This is a genomic window from Shewanella sp. A22 (assembly GCF_053850585.1).
The window spans coordinates 26,116-42,985 of sequence record NZ_JBSQBN010000022.1; the positions used below are offsets into that span (position 1 = coordinate 26,116).

The 16,870-nt window shown below is 39.6% G+C and carries 16 protein-coding genes; 6 read left to right on the top strand and 10 right to left on the bottom strand.

The features are described 5' to 3' along the window. Positions 1–45: 45 nt before the first annotated feature. Positions 46–1,158, top strand: coding sequence for a ribonuclease D (rnd, locus tag ACWXWT_RS06180; RefSeq protein ID WP_456040744.1), 1,113 nt, complete (start codon positions 46–48; stop codon positions 1,156–1,158). A 74-nt stretch (positions 1,159–1,232) separates the two neighbouring features. Here rnd and minE read toward each other — a convergent pair whose 3' ends face one another. From minE to minC, 3 genes are read right to left on the bottom strand one after another with little or no spacing between them, the layout of a single operon-like run. Continuing rightward, positions 1,233–1,493 carry a cell division topological specificity factor MinE gene (minE, locus tag ACWXWT_RS06185; protein ID WP_456040745.1) on the bottom strand — a complete coding sequence of 87 codons (261 nt, stop codon included), beginning with the start codon at positions 1,491–1,493 and terminating at the stop codon, positions 1,233–1,235. 2 nt (positions 1,494–1,495) lie between these two features. Further along, the gene (gene minD, locus ACWXWT_RS06190) at positions 1,496–2,305 is read right to left on the bottom strand and encodes a septum site-determining protein MinD (RefSeq protein WP_456040746.1); all 810 of its coding nucleotides are present in this window, start codon (positions 2,303–2,305) and stop codon (positions 1,496–1,498) included. A 27-nt stretch (positions 2,306–2,332) separates the two neighbouring features. Continuing rightward, positions 2,333–2,998, bottom strand: a complete 666-nt coding sequence (gene minC / locus ACWXWT_RS06195) for a septum site-determining protein MinC (protein WP_456040747.1) — start codon at positions 2,996–2,998, stop codon at positions 2,333–2,335. A gap of 119 nt (positions 2,999–3,117) precedes the next feature. Here minC and ACWXWT_RS06200 point away from each other — a divergent pair, with 119 nt between their 5' ends. From ACWXWT_RS06200 to ACWXWT_RS06210, 3 genes are read left to right on the top strand one after another with little or no spacing between them, the layout of a single operon-like run. Beyond that, positions 3,118–3,396, top strand: a complete 279-nt coding sequence (locus ACWXWT_RS06200; RefSeq protein ID WP_456040748.1) for a YcgL domain-containing protein — start codon at positions 3,118–3,120, stop codon at positions 3,394–3,396. Positions 3,397–3,429: 33 nt separating this feature from the next. Continuing rightward, complete coding sequence (locus ACWXWT_RS06205) at positions 3,430–4,398, top strand: lytic murein transglycosylase (protein WP_456040749.1); 969 nt, start codon at positions 3,430–3,432, stop codon at positions 4,396–4,398. A 56-nt stretch (positions 4,399–4,454) separates the two neighbouring features. Beyond that, positions 4,455–4,901 (top strand): YcgN family cysteine cluster protein, encoded by a 447-nt coding sequence (locus tag ACWXWT_RS06210; RefSeq protein ID WP_456040750.1) that lies wholly within the window; start codon positions 4,455–4,457, stop codon positions 4,899–4,901. A 70-nt stretch (positions 4,902–4,971) separates the two neighbouring features. On the opposite strand, the gene dsbB is transcribed toward ACWXWT_RS06210, so the two are convergent. Both dsbB and nhaB read right to left on the bottom strand, forming a co-directional pair. Further along, the gene (gene dsbB / locus ACWXWT_RS06215; RefSeq protein ID WP_456040751.1) at positions 4,972–5,481 is read right to left on the bottom strand and encodes a disulfide bond formation protein DsbB; all 510 of its coding nucleotides are present in this window, start codon (positions 5,479–5,481) and stop codon (positions 4,972–4,974) included. Positions 5,482–5,631: 150 nt separating this feature from the next. Next, positions 5,632–7,224, bottom strand: coding sequence for a sodium/proton antiporter NhaB (nhaB, locus tag ACWXWT_RS06220; RefSeq protein ID WP_456040752.1), 1,593 nt, complete (start codon positions 7,222–7,224; stop codon positions 5,632–5,634). 593 nt (positions 7,225–7,817) lie between these two features. On the opposite strand from nhaB, the gene fadR reads away from it, so the two are divergent. Next, entirely contained in the window at positions 7,818–8,537 is a 720-nt protein-coding gene (gene fadR, locus ACWXWT_RS06225) for a fatty acid metabolism transcriptional regulator FadR (RefSeq protein ID WP_456040753.1), read from the top strand. Positions 8,538–8,615: 78 nt separating this feature from the next. On the opposite strand, the gene ACWXWT_RS06230 is transcribed toward fadR, so the two are convergent. The 4 genes from ACWXWT_RS06230 to sodB all read right to left on the bottom strand — a co-directional run bounded on the left by ACWXWT_RS06230 (position 8,616) and on the right by sodB (position 14,310). Beyond that, positions 8,616–10,157, bottom strand: coding sequence for a SpoVR family protein (locus tag ACWXWT_RS06230; RefSeq protein WP_456040754.1), 1,542 nt, complete (start codon positions 10,155–10,157; stop codon positions 8,616–8,618). A gap of 9 nt (positions 10,158–10,166) precedes the next feature. Next, complete coding sequence (locus tag ACWXWT_RS06235) at positions 10,167–11,432, bottom strand: YeaH/YhbH family protein (RefSeq protein WP_456040755.1); 1,266 nt, start codon at positions 11,430–11,432, stop codon at positions 10,167–10,169. A gap of 63 nt (positions 11,433–11,495) precedes the next feature. Further along, a complete protein-coding gene (locus ACWXWT_RS06240) occupies positions 11,496–13,430 on the bottom strand; it encodes a PrkA family serine protein kinase (protein ID WP_456040756.1) in 1,935 nt (644 codons plus the stop codon). Between the two features lie 295 nt (positions 13,431–13,725). Then, a complete protein-coding gene (gene sodB / locus ACWXWT_RS06245; RefSeq protein ID WP_456040757.1) occupies positions 13,726–14,310 on the bottom strand; it encodes a superoxide dismutase [Fe] in 585 nt (194 codons plus the stop codon). A 235-nt stretch (positions 14,311–14,545) separates the two neighbouring features. Between sodB and grxD the strand changes: the two genes are divergently transcribed. Further along, the gene (gene grxD / locus ACWXWT_RS06250; RefSeq protein ID WP_011637214.1) at positions 14,546–14,887 is read left to right on the top strand and encodes a Grx4 family monothiol glutaredoxin; all 342 of its coding nucleotides are present in this window, start codon (positions 14,546–14,548) and stop codon (positions 14,885–14,887) included. Positions 14,888–14,982: 95 nt separating this feature from the next. Here the strand turns inward: grxD and ACWXWT_RS06255 are convergent, their stop codons facing one another. Next, positions 14,983–16,212 (bottom strand): uracil-xanthine permease family protein, encoded by a 1,230-nt coding sequence (locus tag ACWXWT_RS06255; protein ID WP_456040758.1) that lies wholly within the window; start codon positions 16,210–16,212, stop codon positions 14,983–14,985. Positions 16,213–16,870: the final 658 nt, after the last annotated feature.

A 16,870-nucleotide genomic window follows, 5' to 3' on the forward strand; every position in this document is an offset into this window, starting at 1 on the left:
ACGTAACCCGCAATATTACCCACCCGTACTATAGCGGAGCCTATTTTGTTAACGTTTGAATATATCAATGATGAAGCCAGCCTTTTATCATTAGTTGAACAATACCAACAAAGCACTTTATTGGTGCTTGATACCGAATTTGTCCGCACTCGCACTTACTATGCAAAATTGGGCCTTATCCAAGCTTACGATGGTAAAACATTGGCCTTGATAGACCCAGTAGCCATTGCTGACCTCACCCCATTTTGGCAGTTGTTGACTGATCCAAATATTGTTAAGTTAGTTCATTCTTGTAGCGAAGATCTTGAAGTCTTTGCTCATTATGGCGAATGTCAGCCTACCCCTCTTTTTGATAGTCAAATAGCTGCTAGCTTAGCGGGCTTAGGGCATGGTTTAGGCTACGCGAAACTGGTTGAAGCTTGCTTGCAAGTTGAAATAGATAAAGGTGAATCTCGAACTGATTGGATGAAACGACCACTCACTGAAGCACAACTGCAATATGCTGCTAATGATGTGTACTACCTGTATAAATTATACCCACAATTACAACAGAAATTGTTTGAAAGTCAGCGTATTGACTGGTTATTTGAAGAAGGCAAACGTATGACTGAAGGTCGCATGTCATTGCCCGACGGCGACACGATTTATTTAAAAGTGAAAAACGCTTTTCAGTTAAATGGTCAACAACTAGCCTACTTAAAAGTATTAGCTAAATGGCGTTTGAATAAAGCCGTCAACCGTAACCTTGCGCTTGGTTTTGTGGTAAAAGATCACGCATTAATTGCGCTTGCTAAAAAGCAACCCACTACACTTGCAGAGTTAAGCCAGTTAGCTGATTTAACCGAACAAGAAAAGCGTATACATGGCAAAGATCTATTAAGTGTTATGGCTACAGCTGATTTGACAAACTTACCAGAAGAAGTTGACATTGTTGCACTTAAATCTGGCTACAAATCTGCCTTTAAAGATATTAAATCTCGATTAACAGAGTTATGTGCGCAGGAAGATGTGGCATTAGAATTTGTTGGGTCTAAACGTCATATCCATGAGTTTTTATTGTGGCTTTACCATAAAAAGCAAACACCAACGCCTTTGCTATTATCGGGTTGGAGAGGTCAGTTGATCGGTGATTTATTGGCAGATATTCGCTTTAGTTAAGCAAATAAAAAAAGGATATTTGCGTAATGCAAGTATCCTTTTCTAGCAAGTTATTACCTCAATGTTCTAGGCTACTATTTTGAATCAGGCAAGGTAACATTAAGTTCTAATACTGACAAATTATCATCGTTTTGGTCAAGTTGCACAGAGACTTGGTCATCTGATATTTGTACATACTTGCGGATGACTTCAATGATTTCTTGTTTCATCTTTGGAAAATAATCAGGTGCACCGCGCTCTCCACGCTGATGAGCCACAATGATCTGTAATCGTTCTTTTGCCAATGATGCGGTATTGGGTTTTTTCTTGCTTCTAAAATAATCAAGTAACGACATAATTAGCTCCCAAATATCCTTTTAAGGAATCCCTTTTTTTCTTCTGTAATAAATCGAACGGGTACATCATCGCCTAATAAGCGCGCGACCGTATCGCCATATGCTAAACCTGCATCACTTTCTTGATCAATAATGACGGGTATACCAGAGTTAGATGCTTTTAGAACCGATTGAGACTCAGGGATCACACCTAATAATTCAATGGCTAATATTTCCTTAACATCTTCAACACTTAGCATTTCACCCGTTTTTACTCTTGCAGGTGAATAGCGTGTTAACAATAAATACTCTTTAATTGGCTCGAGAGATTGTTCGGCACGACGTGAACGGCTTTGTAGCATGCCAAGGATGCGATCGGAATCGCGCACAGAGCTCACTTCTGGGTTGGTGGTGACAATTGCAATGTCTGCAAAGTAAAGTGCCATCATTGCCCCTTGTTCAATGCCTGCTGGAGAGTCACAAACAATGTAGTCGAAGTCTTTGGCTAAATTTTCAAGTACTTTCCCCACGCCTTCTTTTGTGAGCGCATCTTTATCTCGTGTTTGCGAGGCGGGTAAAATAAACAATTTATCGCAACGTTTATCTTTAATTAATGCTTGGTTCAAATTAGCTTCACCGTTGATGACATTGACAAAGTCATAGACAACTCTTCGTTCGCAGCCCATTATCAAATCAAGGTTACGTAATCCGATGTCAAAATCAATAACAACCGTTTTTTTTCCTTTTAAGGCTAATCCGGTGGCAATTGCTGCACTGGATGTTGTTTTACCCACACCGCCTTTGCCTGATGTGACAACAATAATTTGCGCCATTTATTTTTATATCCTTGTATTTGCCGATTATTGGGGCAATGATTCAACTGTGAGCGATGCGCCTTCAAGGCGAACACAACCTCTTTGGCTTAGATCGTATTGTTGTAAATGCTCAGTCAACCAATACTGTCCAGCAATCGATACTAATTCTGCTTCTAACGAGTTAGCAATAATCACACTTTGATTATCGCCCGCAGCACCCGCCATGGCTTTACCACGAAGCGCGCCATAAATATGAATGCTACCATCTGCGATGACTTCTGCGCCATTACCAACCGCACCAAAAATGACTAAATCAGCATTTTTTGCGTATATTTGTTGCCCAGAACGCACATTTTGTTTAACAATTTTAGTAGCCCGTTTAGGTAATTCAGCTTTAGCGGCTTGTTTTCCCGATTTTACCACGGCAATGGCAATGCGTTTTGCTTGCTCAATTTGTGTCGGACTCGCATCAGTAATGCCAACTATAATGAGGTTTCGGTCAACTAATAACTGCTTTAAAGCATTAAAATCAATATCGACATGTTGGATTGCTGATAGATTTAATACCAAGGGAGCACCCAAAAAGAACTGGGGAGCTTGAGCCAATTTGTTGTCTAACTCTGCCGCAATAATATTGAGATCATTATGATTAATATGCAACACGGATAATGTAAAAGACGTGGCTTTTAATTCGAGATTTTGTTTAGCCATCTCGGCGTGATTCTCCAATACTTCAGCGATAAACTGATTTACAATTATTTTCTTGTGGCACCATGTTATAGTGTGCTCAGTTGACTATCAAGTTTGAACCTTTGGAAATTTACACTAAAATGATATGTGCAGTATATAAAAGTGGTCGAAGAGCAGATACTTACCTTTTTGTCAAAAAACGTGATGTTTTTGATGAGGTTCCTGAGCCGTTAATGGAAATGTTTGGTATTCCAACATTAGTCATGATTGTTCCCTTATCTACACGGGAGCACTTAGGTATTGCTGATATTACTAAAGTGAAGTCTGCTTTAGTTGATCAAGGCTATTATTTACAAATACCGCCACCACAAGTCAATTTACTTGAGCAACATAAACAAGATTTAGGGATAAAAAATTAGGCCTAATCTTAAAAAGGAGTCATCAAGACGAATATGATTCAAAAAATCATTTTAAGTGCATTTGTTTACTTCTTTTGTTTCAATCTTGCGACGGCTGAAGACAGTCGTCGTGATTTTACTGACTACTTATTAGAACTCCAGCAAAAAGCCATTGCCGCAGGTGTCGACCAAGGTATCGCCGAGCGGTATATTGCAAATATTAAAATATTTAAAAAAGCTAGCCTTAATCAACCTCAAGATAAACTGACATCTCTAGAAAATTTTATTCCCCAAGTTGTTCCTGCTATTACCGTCAGTACAGCAAGGGCTATGTATCAGCAACATGAAGCACAAATACAACAATTGAGCCGTACCTATCAAATTCAGCCTCGATTTCTTGTGGCTTTATGGGGCATGAACTCCCGCTTTGGAGAGCGGCCAGGGCGTTTCCCTGCTTTATCGGTATTAGCATCACTGGCATATCAAGGTGATAATGAAGAGCTTTACATAAATGAATTTATTGCTGCTCTTACGTTAATCCAGCAGCAAAAAATGACCGAAAATGTATTACGCAGTTCGTCAACTGGTGCGATGGGGCAAATGAAAATGATGCCAAGTCAATTATTATTGTACGGTCTTGATGCGGATAAAGATGGTATTATCGATGTTTGGAGCAGCATGGAGGACGCTTTTACATCGGCAGCGAATATGCTTCATCAACAAGGGTGGCACGTCGACTCAACATGGGGAAGACAAGTGAAAACCACCATGAAAGTCACTCCTAACCTACTTGGTTTACAATCACTATACACATTTTCACAGTGGCAAGACTATGGTGTTAGGCGTTTCAATGGCAACGACTTGCCGAAACGAAATGATATGAAGGTGTCATTAATTGCCCCAGATGGAGCTAAAGGACGATTTTATTTAGTGTATGACAACTTTCACTTGTTGCATCAATTTAATGACAACGTCTATGACACTTTGGCACTAACCTATCTCTCTGAGAAAATTAAACAATAATTTCTGTGTTTTGGGTGTAAAATACAAACAAATTTACATAAAGCTACTTTACACAAATGATGACTCAGTTTTGGACAACGACCCCTTTAGACAATATGACTCCTGAACAGTGGGAGCAACTCTGTGACGGTTGTGGAAAATGTTGTTTAAACAAAATAATCGATGATGAAACAGATGAGCTATATTACACCAATGCAGCGTGTCATTTATTAGATGATACGAGTTGTGGATGTCGTCGTTATAATGAACGATTTGCTTACGTTCCCGAATGTACAGCCATCACGCCTGACAATATCAGCGAGTTGACGTGGTTACCTGACAGTTGCGCATACCGGCGTTTATATGTCGGCAAAGGATTACCTAGCTGGCACCCTTTATTAACAGGTAATAAAGATGCCATGCATGCGGCTGGTATTTCGGTACAAGGTAAAACCGTTAATGAAACCAAAGTAAAGTATTTAGAAGATTGTATTGTACTTTGGCCAATGTTGGACGTTGAGTAATTACCGTTATAATGGGATTTGTTAACCATAAAAAAGACCTCTACGAGGTCTTTTTTATGCACATTGTTTGTTATCTCGCAGGCTTAAGTGCCGGTATCAACATGAATAACCAAATAACACAATAAACAACAAAACCAATCATCATCCATTGCGCCATGCTGACAGACAACCACGACCATGGAGAGTCGCTGCACATGCCTGTTGGAGAGAATACTGAAGGCAGCCAAGTGTCTAGTGGCATAAAGCTAGGAAATTCAGGGTAAAAAGAACAAGTGGCAAAAGGGGATGGGTTAACTTGCATCTCGTTTAGATCATAGGCTAATTTAAATCCCCAAACTCCTGATACGAACCATCCCGACATACCGACTAAGCGAAATAGCCAGATATTAGGTTGGAGCATACCGACTAGGCCTGTCAGAATAATACCGAGTACAGCAACGCGAATATAAATACACATCACGCACGGTGCCAAATCCATACCGTACTGAAAAAATAGCGCGGTTAGCTCCAGTGCTATCCCCGAAAGAGCAAGAATCCCCCACGATAAACGGCCCCGACAAAATGATGTTAATTGTGACACTGTGTAGCTCCTGCATATTATTCGGGATATAAAAACACCCTCAATTGAGGGTGTTCAAGTGGGTTGCCAAGACTTTAAGATAAATCACCTTTGAAGTCCAATCGCTATTATGTTTACCACCTTAAAAAATATTTTAAAGCGGTATGACCATTAATGTCCGTTAATCATTCCACCTAAGTCTTTCGCTGAGTGATGAATAATCAATCCTGTATCATATAATGTATTGGTCATGTCGACTAAGAAACCTGTTTCAATGGCCATGACACCAACAATCGACAATACGATAGTGTAGGGTAATGCCATCCACACCATGCGGCCGTATGACAACCGAATGAGCGGAGCAATGGCAGAGGTTAACAGGAATAGGAACGCCGCTTGTCCATTAGGAGTCGCTACTGATGGGAGGTTAGTACCGGTATTAATTGCTACGGCAAGTAAGTCAAATTGGTCACGCGTAATTTGACCATTCATTAGTGCTGACTTTACTTCATTAATGTATACCGTACCCACAAATACATTATCACTCACCATTGAAAGTAGGCCATTGGCAATATAGAAAATCACTAGCTGCATATTGCCTTCATATCCCAGCGCCCAATGAATGACTGGTGCAAATAAGTGTTGATCAATGATCACGCCAACAATAGCAAAAAACACGGCTAATAAAGCAGTAAAAGGTAACGCTTCTTCAAACGCTTTACCTAATGCATGTTCGTCTGTGACGCCATTAAAAGCAGTGGCCAAGATAATAACTGATAAACCAATTAAACCTACAGAAGCTAAGTGCAATGCCAAACCGACAATGAGCCAAATACCAATTAAACCTTGGATAACCAACTTCATTTTATCTTGGTTAGTTCTGTGGGAGTCTTCATGGGAAGCGTAATCAGTTAAAATGCGGTGTACAGCATCAGGTAATTGCGCACCGTAACCAAATAGTTTGAACTTTTCAACGATAAAACAGGTCAATATTCCCGCGAACAACACGGGAATTGTAACGGGTGACATACGGAGGAAAAATTCAGCAAACTCCCAATGTGCTTGTGCCGCAATAATCAAGTTTTGCGGTTCACCAACCATAGTACAAACACCACCTAACGCAGTACCGATACCAGAATGCATTAACAAATTTCGTAAGAATGCACGAAATGATTCTAATTCATCATTGTTGAGCTGTTCAGATGTTTCAGCGGTATGATCATGACCATCATTATCGCTAAAACTCTTACCCGAGGCGACTTTGTGGTAGATAGAGTAAAAGCCAACAGCAACAGCAATGATGACAGCGATGACGGTTAATGCATCTAAAAATGCTGATAAGAATGCTGATGCGATACAAAACATCAATGACACGACAATTTTTGAACGTACTTTAGTGATCATTTTAGTAAATACATACAGCAATAGCTGTTTCATAAAGTAAATACCAGCGACCATAAACACTAAAAGTAATAACACTTCTAAATTGGCTTCGATTTCATGTAACACTTGCGTGGGTGAGGTCATGCCTATAATGACGGCCTCAATGGCCAATAAGCCCCCAGGTTGAAGTGGATAACATTTTAACGCCATAGCCAGGGTGAAAATAAATTCAACCACCAGCACCCATCCAGCGACAAATGGACTGACATAGAAAAAAAGCAGGGGATTAATGACTAAAAATGCCAAAATTGCGTATTTGTACCACTTAGGTGACTTACCTAAAAAGTTAACAAACAGCGCCTGACTTTTGGTTGCCTGCATAGCAGCCTCTCCGATATTGTGATTGTGACAGTATAGGTACCATTTTCGATAGCTAACAACACATGATTATTTTCAACAGGTTTGGGAGAATAGAGGCAAGTTCACATTGAAAACTTGATGAAAATCAACTTTTCGTTAATTGAGTTTAAAAATGCAATTCAATTAAACCGAGGGTTTTAGCCAATTATTCTCTCATTAATAAAAATATCTTGTTATAGCGAACAATGTGTTAGCAGTAGTTTGTGTGGCTGCTAACAACTCATGGCTCTTATTTTCGTCGTGTAGTGTAGCGTAAAAAAAATCGAATTGTAACGTTGTTGTTGTTGCAACAAATCAATACTCAACCCTAACAAACTAGATACATAAGTATATACTAAACCTGTTGTATTTTATTACTTTAATTGAACATATGCTGATGGTTTTAGTTGTTTAATGTGATAAGTATTCAATTATTGATATTTGAGTTAGTTTGGTCTGTTTAAAAAGTAATCGTAATGAGCGTTATAACTAAACAATGGTTTTTATTTTCTACCGCTCTGGTATGATCAGTAGTAATAGTTTCGCCATTGTTTAGCAATAGGATATGAAGGCTGATGATCATCAATGCCAAAGGGCCAGCGAGTTTTGCCGAGAAATATATTGTTCGTTCGATATGGGAAAACAAATTTCCACCCGGGTCAATTTTACCCGCTGAACGTGAACTTTCAGAACTCATAGGGGTCACTCGTACGACTCTTCGTGAAGTTCTTCAGCGACTTGCTCGTGATGGTTGGCTTAAAATTCAACATGGTAAACCAACCCAAGTGAATAATTTTTGGGAAACCTCTGGGCTTAATATTCTTGAAACGATTGCTGATTTAAATCCTGATGGTTTTCCATTATTAGTTGATCAACTTATGGCTGCCCGCGGTAATGTAAGTAATATCTACTTCCGTGCTTCAATTCGTAACAACCCTGAAAAAGTTGTTGATGTACTCAGCAGTATTCACAGTTTAGAAAATGATGCAGAAGCTTATGCTGAATTTGATTATCAACTTCATCACACATTAGCTTTCGCGTCAGGTAATCCGTTATATGTATTAATCTTAAATGGATTTAAAGGTCTTTATAATCGCGTCGGCCGCTATTACTTTTCAAGCCAAGAGGCGCGAGAGTTAACAATGCGTTTTTACGTTAAACTGGAAAAATTGGCTAAAGATAAAAATTACGCTGATGTACCCGCATTAATGCGAACGAATGGCATTGAGAGTGGCAAAATGTGGCAAAAATTACGCGACGATTTACCCGCTGAAATGGGCCATGATAATAGTTAATTTACTCATAAATAGATAATGATATTAGTTATAAGCCAATCATAATGATTGGCTTTTTCATTTTTACAATCAGCGCAATTATATTGGCGTTCCTAAACCAGATAACGGTTGTTGTGGGGATTCTGGACATGTAGATAATCTGCTTATAACGCCTAAATCATCAATTTGCTCCAAGGTCACTTTAAATCCCCAGAGTCTATGTAAATGCTTTAACATCTCTTGGTGGTTATTTGTGAGCGGAATATTGTCGAATGGTATGTAACGTAAGAGCATCGATCGGTCATCATTAATGTTGACTTGTTGCACCTGAATATTAGGTTCAATATTTGACAGGTTATATTGTTGAGATAACGTATTACGAATATCTTGATAACCTTGTTCATCGTGAATGGCTGATACTGTAAGTTGACTGCGTTTTTCGTTATCTAATATACCAAACAACTTAAAATCGCGGATCACTTTAGGTGATAAATATTGGCTAATAAAACTTTCATCTTTAAAGTGTTGCATCGCAAAATGGACTGTTGTTAGCCAATTGCTGCCAGCGATGTCTGGAAACCATTTCCGATCTTCGTCAGTGGGTTTTTCGCAGATGCGCCTGATATCTACAAACATCGCAAAACCTAAGGCGTAGGGGTTTATACCATTATAATATTGGCTGTTATAAGCTGGTTGAGCAACTACAGCCGTATGATTTTGTAAAAATTCCATCATGAAGCGGTCGGTGACTTTACCAGTATCATATAAGTGATTGAGAATAGTGTAATGCCAAAATGTTGCCCAGCCTTCATTCATGACTTGGGTTTGTTTTTGCGGGTAAAAATATTGAGCCATTTTGCGGACAATACGCACTAACTCGCGTTGCCATGGCGCCAGTAACGGTGCGTTTTTTTCAATAAAATATAAAATATTTTCTTGGGCTTCGCTGGGGAAAATAGTTTTGGTTTCAAGGCTGTCTTTTTGTGGTGATGTCGGTAATGTTCGCCATAAGTCGTTCACTTGGCTTTGTAGATAATCCTCACGCTCTTGCTGCCTTGCTTGTTCTTCCTTTAGTGACACTTCAGCAGGACGTTTATAGCGATCGACACCGTAATTCATTAATGCATGGCAAGAATCTAACGTCAGTTCAACGTGTTCAACACCATAACGCAACTCACATTCCCGAATATAGTTTTTAGCAAATACCAAGTAATCTATAATAGAACTCGCGTCTGTCCATGTGTTAAATAGATAATTATTTTTAAAAAAACTATTATGGCCATAACAAGCATGGGCCATGACCAACGCTTGCATAGTGATAGTATTTTCTTCCATTAAATAGGCAATGCATGGGTCTGAATTAATCACGATTTCATACGCCAGCCCCATTTGACCGCGCTTGTAGCTTTGCTCCGTTTGGATAAACCGTTTGCCAAATGACCAGTGAGTGTAACCAATGGGCATTCCTATGCCTGCATAGGCATCCATCATTTGTTCAGCGGTTATAATTTCTATTTGATTCGGGTAAGTCTCAAGCTTAAAAAAAGCCGCCGCCTGAGCAATTTCATGTTGATATTGTTGCAACAAATCAAATGTCCATTCGGGACCATCATCTAACGGGTTACGTTTTGTGTTAACCATGATAGCCTCCTATTTAGCTTGTTTTTTAAAAAGTTCGCGAAACACAGGGTAGATATCTTCAACTTGGTGAATTTGCTGTACTGCAATGTTGTCAAATTGCTTTTGCAGTTGCTCATATTGGTGCCACAACGTTTGATGAGCTCGATGACTGATTTCTATGTAACTAAAATAACGTACTTTAGGTAAAATATGTTTTGCTAAAATGTCATAGCACGTTGGGGAGTCATCTGCCCAATTATCACCATCAGAAGCTTGTGCCACGTAAATATTCCATTCATTTTCAGGATAACGAGCTTGTTGTATTTGGTGCATCAGTGTTAAGGCGCTAGACACAATTGTTCCACCGGTTTCTTGGGAATAGAAAAACTCGTGTTCATCGACTTCCTTTGCTTGTGTATGGTGGCGAATGTAAACGACTTCGAGATTTTGATAACTGCGGGTTAGAAAAAGATACAATAATATATAAAAACGTTTAGCCATATCTTTAGTGGCTTGATCCATTGAACCGGATACATCCATTAAGCAGAACATTACCGCTTGACTAGAAGGGACTTCACGTTTGGTATAGTTGTTATAACGTAAATCAAAGGTATCGATAAAAGGCACTTTAGCGATTTGTTGTTTGAGTAATATTATCTGTTCTTTAATGGCTAGAATTCTTTCGGCTTTAGCGCCTGGAGTATCTTCTAATAACATCTGTTCGGCTTCCAATGCCTTTAGTGTTTTCTTTTTTCCGCCACTCATGGCAATTCGTCTAGCAAGTGATGAACGAAGCGATCTCACAATATTAATATTGGCGGGTACACCATCATTGGTAAAACCTGCACGATAGGTCTGATATTCAACCAATTTATTAAGGCGATTGTTTTGTAAATTAGGTAGTTCAAGATCTTCAAACAGCAGTGCTAAGTATTCATCTTTTGAGATAGTAAATACAAAGTCGTCATTGCCTTCACCACTATTTGATGCATCGCCTTGACCTGAGCCTCCTTGTCCGCCCTTGGGACGTTGGATTTGATCGCCACGGTTAAATTGATCGTTGCCAGGATGAACTCTGTCTTTTATTCCGCCTTGTCCTTGGCTAAAAATTGGCTCACTGAGATCTCGAGTCGGAATGCTAATCTGCTCACCTTTATCAATGTCAGTAACACTGCGACGTGTTACGGCATCTCCGACGGCTTTTTTGATTTGTTTTTTATAGCGTTCAATAAAACGCTGCCTGTTAACAGTGCTTTTCCCTTTTGCGTTGAGTCGTCTATCAATAAAATTTGCCATACGCCTCTCCCAAGTCTTCTTTTTGGTCGAGTTGTTGATTGGCAACTCTACCAATATTAGTGCTTACGATGATTTACGCACGCGTAAGTACCATTCTGACAATAGTCTGACTTGTTTTTTGGTGTAGCCTTTTTCCATCATTCGATTAACAAAGTCGTCATGCTTACGTTGATCGTCATTGGATGTTTTGCCATTAAACGAAATGACCGGCAGTAAATCTTCAGTGTTGGAAAACATCTTTTTCTCAATGACGGTGCGTAATTTCTCATAGCTAGTCCACAGAGGATTATTGCCTTCATTATTGGCTCGCGCACGCAAGACAAAGTTAACAATTTCATTACGGAAATCTTTTGGATTACTGATCCCCGCTGGCTTCTCAATTTTCTCTAACTCTGCATTTAATGCACCGCGATCAAAAAGTTGCCCAGTTTCTGGATCGCGATATTCTTGATCCTGAATCCAAAAGTCTGCATAAGTAACATAACGGTCAAAGATATTTTGTCCATATTCTGAGTAGGATTCAAGGTAAGCGGTTTGAATTTCTTTACCAATAAATTCAACATACTTAGGAATTAAATAACCTTTAAGAAATTCTAAATATTTTTCACTTATGTCGTTTGGAAATTGTTCTTGCTCGATTTGCTTTTCAAGTACATAAAATAAGTGAACTGGGTTTGCGGCTATTTCTGCACTGTCAAAGTTAAATACACGCGATAGAATCTTAAAGGCAAACCGAGTTGACAGTCCTTGCATGCCTTCATCTACACCAGCGTAATCACGATATTCTTGGTAGGATTTTGCCTTAGGATCAGTATCTTTCAAGCTTTCACCGTTATAGACGCGCATTTTTGAATAAATGGACGAATTTTCGGGTACTTTCAACCGTGATAACACACTAAACTGTGCCAAGGTTTCTAAGGTGCCAGGAGCACAAGGTGCGCTGGATAATTCCGAATGGGCTAATAGTTTTTGATAAATTTCCATTTCTTCCGATACCCGTAAGCAGTAGGGCACTTTTACAATATAAACACGGTCTAAAAATGCTTCATTATTTTTATTATTTCTAAATGTTGACCATTCCGATTCATTAGAATGGGCCAAAATAATGCCGTTGTATGGCAATGCAGATAAGCCTTCTGTGCTGTTGTAATTACCTTCCTGAGTTGCGGTTAATAATGGGTGTAACACCTTAATTGGAGCCTTAAACATTTCGACAAACTCCATTAACCCTTGGTTTGCACGGCACAGGGCTCCAGAGTATGCGTACGCGTCAGCATCATCTTGTGAAAAATGTTCTAACTGACGAATATCGACTTTACCCACTAAAGCAGAAATATCTTGGTTATTTTCATCACCTGGTTCTGTTTTCGCGATACCGATTTGATCCAGCACCGATGGATAGACTTTTACAACCCTGAACTTTGAGATATCACCACCATATTGATGTAGACGTTTTACTGCCCATGGCGACATAATGGTCTTAATATAACGACTTGGGATCTTGTATTCACTATTGAGGAGTTCACCGTCTTCATCAGGGTCAAACAAACAGAAGGGATGGTCATTAACGGGACTGCGAACGCCATCTGCACTTAATATGTAAATAGGAACTTGCTGCATTAATGCTTTGAGTTTCTCTGCGAGCGAGGATTTACCGCCACCGACAGGGCCGAGTAGATATAATATTTGCTTTGATTCTTCCAAGCCTTGAGCTGAATGCTTTAAGTAAGCCACAATTTGTTCGATAGCATCTTCCATACCATAAAAGTCTTTAAAAGCCGGATACCGTGCAATCACACGATTAGAAAATATTCGGCTTAAGATAGGATCTTTGGCTGTATCGATTACCTGTGGTTCACCAATGGCTGTTAATAGTCGCTCAGCAGCTGATGTATAGGCACTTTTGTCTTGTTTACAGATATCGAGAAACTGCGCTAAGGTATATTCTTCGTCGCGTTTTTTTTCATAACGATGTTGATAATGTTCAAAAATGCCCATAATAACCCCCTCAAAACGTACCGTAGTGGACTTGAAAAGCCTGAGTGATTAATGCGATGGTCAAGTAAAGTGATGTTCAGTCTGTTTGCGCAATATTAGGCTTTACGACTAAAGTGTAGGACAGGAAAAATAACTTGGCGACGTTTTCATGAAAAATAAATCAAATAAAAACAATAACAAACAGTAGCATTTGCAATAGTTGCAAAAATAGACGGATGATGAACGACGTTTTATAAGCGGATTAAATCATAAAAAAAGGAGCCTAAGCTCCTTTAGTTTTTGCCGTTAATTGAAATTAAGCAGCAAAGTTTTTGTTAACAAATTCCCAGTTAACAAGTTGCCAGAAGTGAGCTAAATACTCTGGACGTGCATTACGGTAATCAACGTAGTATGCATGTTCCCATACATCTACAGTTAATAACGGTGTTACGGTGTCATCAGTTAATGGTGTTGCAGCATTGCTAGTGTTAACAATAGCTAATGTGCCATCAGCTTTTTTCACTAACCATGTCCAAGCACTGCCAAAGTTATTGACAGCTGAATCAGTGAATTTAGCTTTAAATTCTTCAAAAGAACCAAAAGAAGCATTGATAGCAGCAGCGATATCGCCAGTTGCTTCACCGCCAGCATTAGGTGCTAAACAGTTCCAGTAAAAAGTGTGGTTCCAAACTTGAGCCGCGTTGTTAAACATTCCGCCAGTTGAAGTTTTAACAACTTCTTCTAGTGTTTTGCCTGCAAACTCAGTTCCTTCAACTAAACCGTTAAGTTTAACCACGTATGTGTTGTGATGCTTACCATAATGGTATTCAATGGTTTCTTGAGAAATGTGTGGTTCAAGTGCGTTCTTTGCATAAGGTAATGCTGGTAGTTCGAAAGCCATTAGTATCTCTCCATGGATTCAGGTTATCGTTTTTGTTTACCAATCAGGTAACATTGCTCTAGTGCTATTGTACTGATTATTTTTGTGATGTGAATCATTGTTTAGGGAATTATGTGGATTGCGCTAATCGATTTTCTGGATTTTAAATAAACCCTACAAACTGTGGGATTTTGTTCTTTGTCTAGGTGTCGTACAATAGTAAACATATGTTCAGTCGTCGTACTTAGGAAATCAAATGGAAACTGTAGAAAAGATTAAACAGCAAATTAGCGAAAACCCAATAATTGTATACATGAAAGGTTCACCTAAATTACCAAGCTGTGGATTTTCATCTCAAGTTGCTCAAGTGATGATCAACTGTGGTGAACAATTTGCGTTCGTAGATATTTTACAGCATCCAGATATTCGTGCTGAATTACCCAAATTTGCTAACTGGCCAACATTCCCACAATTATGGGTGGAAGGTGAGTTGATTGGTGGTTGTGATATTATCACTGAAATGTTCCAAAAAGGTGAACTTCAACCAATCATCAAAGCAACTGCTGATAAATTTCGTACAGAAGACGCTGCAGAGTAGTTGTTGAGTGTTTATTGATTGCGTTATGTCATAATGAAAAAAAGCCCCAATGCGACAAGCCATTGGGGCTTTTTTATCGGTTTGTTATTTTAGAATTATGCGTCAACTTCAGGTTTTTTAACGGCAGGTAAAATCAAGTTCATCAAAATGGCGACAATACCGCATAAGCTGATGCCTGTTAGGCTAAATGAGCCGATTCCAAATGCCATACCGCCGATACCAAACACCAACGTGACTCCGACAATACTGAGATTGCGTGGCTCGGATAAATCGACTTGGTGACGGATTAACGTATTAAGACCTACCGCAGCAATTGAGCCAAACAATAAGCACATAATGCCGCCCATTACCGGTACTGGTATGGTCTGCATTACTGCACCCAGTTTACCTACAAAGGCTAGAGTGATGGCTGTGATAGCTGTCCATGTCATGATGCGCGGATCGAAACTTTTGGTGAGTGTGACAGCGCCTGTGACTTCACTGTAAGTGGTATTTGGCGGACCGCCTAAAGCAGATGCAGCAATCGTTGCAATACCATCACCTGTAAGGGTGCGGTGTAGACCAGGCTTTTTGAAATAATCTTTGCCAGTTACATTGGAAATGGCCAAAATATCACCAATGTGTTCAACTGCGGGAGCAATGGCAACAGGTATCATAAATAAAATAGCATGCCAGTTAAACTCAGGGGCAACAAAGTTTGGTATGGCTAACCAAGTCGCTTGACTCACGGGTGTAAAGTCAATAACGTTAAAGGCTAAGCTTACGCAATAACCCACAATAATCCCAGCCAGAATGGGCATTAAGCGCACCAGACCTTTGGCAAAAATTGCCACGATAATCGTTGTAATTAACGCTGAAAGTGAAATCATTAATGCTATATTTTGCTCAACGATAATCAAACTTCCATCACCACTTTTGCCTAACGCCATATTGACAGCAACAGGGGCTAAACCTAAACCAATGATCATAATCACTGGGCCAACCACTACCGGCGGCAGTAAGGTGTGAATAAACCCAGTACCACGAAGCTTGACTGTTAACCCAAGCAGCATATAAACAACACCAGCTGCCATTAACCCACCCATGGTGGCAGGAATACCCCATGTTTGTACGCCATATAAAATAGGCGCAATAAAGGCAAAGGAAGAGGCTAGGAAGACAGGGACTTGACGTTTAGTGACTAATTGAAACAGTAGAGTACCGAAACCGGCAGTAAATAAGGCGACGCTGGTGTCTAAACCGGTTAATAACGGCATGAGCACTAGCGCACCAAAAGCGACAAATAGCATTTGTGCGCCTTGAAGCGGAATTAACACGCGTTTCATATTGTTCTCCATCATTATTTAGAAAGTTAGCGTGTGGTTAAACGGTGCGAATTGTCACATAAAAGTGGTCGTATGCATAACAACTTTGAGGGCGCTGTAGCGATTATAGTTATTTGATATAGCTACAATACTGACTGCAGGATAAACGTTGGGGATGAGAGCCTGCCCGAAATAACGCCATTGATTTACCTAACAAAACGGTGCTAGATGTCATTCTATGTAATGCCGAGGGCCTGTTGATTTTTCAAGGTTGTTTTTGCAGCAAATTGTTGTTCATTATTTAAACATGAGCTATAAGGCAGAGGCTTTGTAGTGTCGTTATTCTACATTAAAAGCCGATAACGTAGGAGAAATGAACAACAAACGTGACCCGAAGGGGTCGGTTAAAAACGTTTTACTCTTTGTTGAGTGCATCTTCTCGACGTGATAGTTGCTTAGATTGCTAGGTAGCAATCTACTCGCCTCTATTAACACGTTTTTATGTTGAAAAAATTTAACCGGCAAAGGATCAGTTGGCCTCGTTATAATACTAATCTCATTAAATATCTGGTCAGTTCAGAGTCTCTCAGGTTTTTCAATTCAAGGCACATTGATGTAGAAATGGTTGTTCCCTTTTAAATCGATGTAACACAGAAGTGGAATACCTGAGAGACGCCAT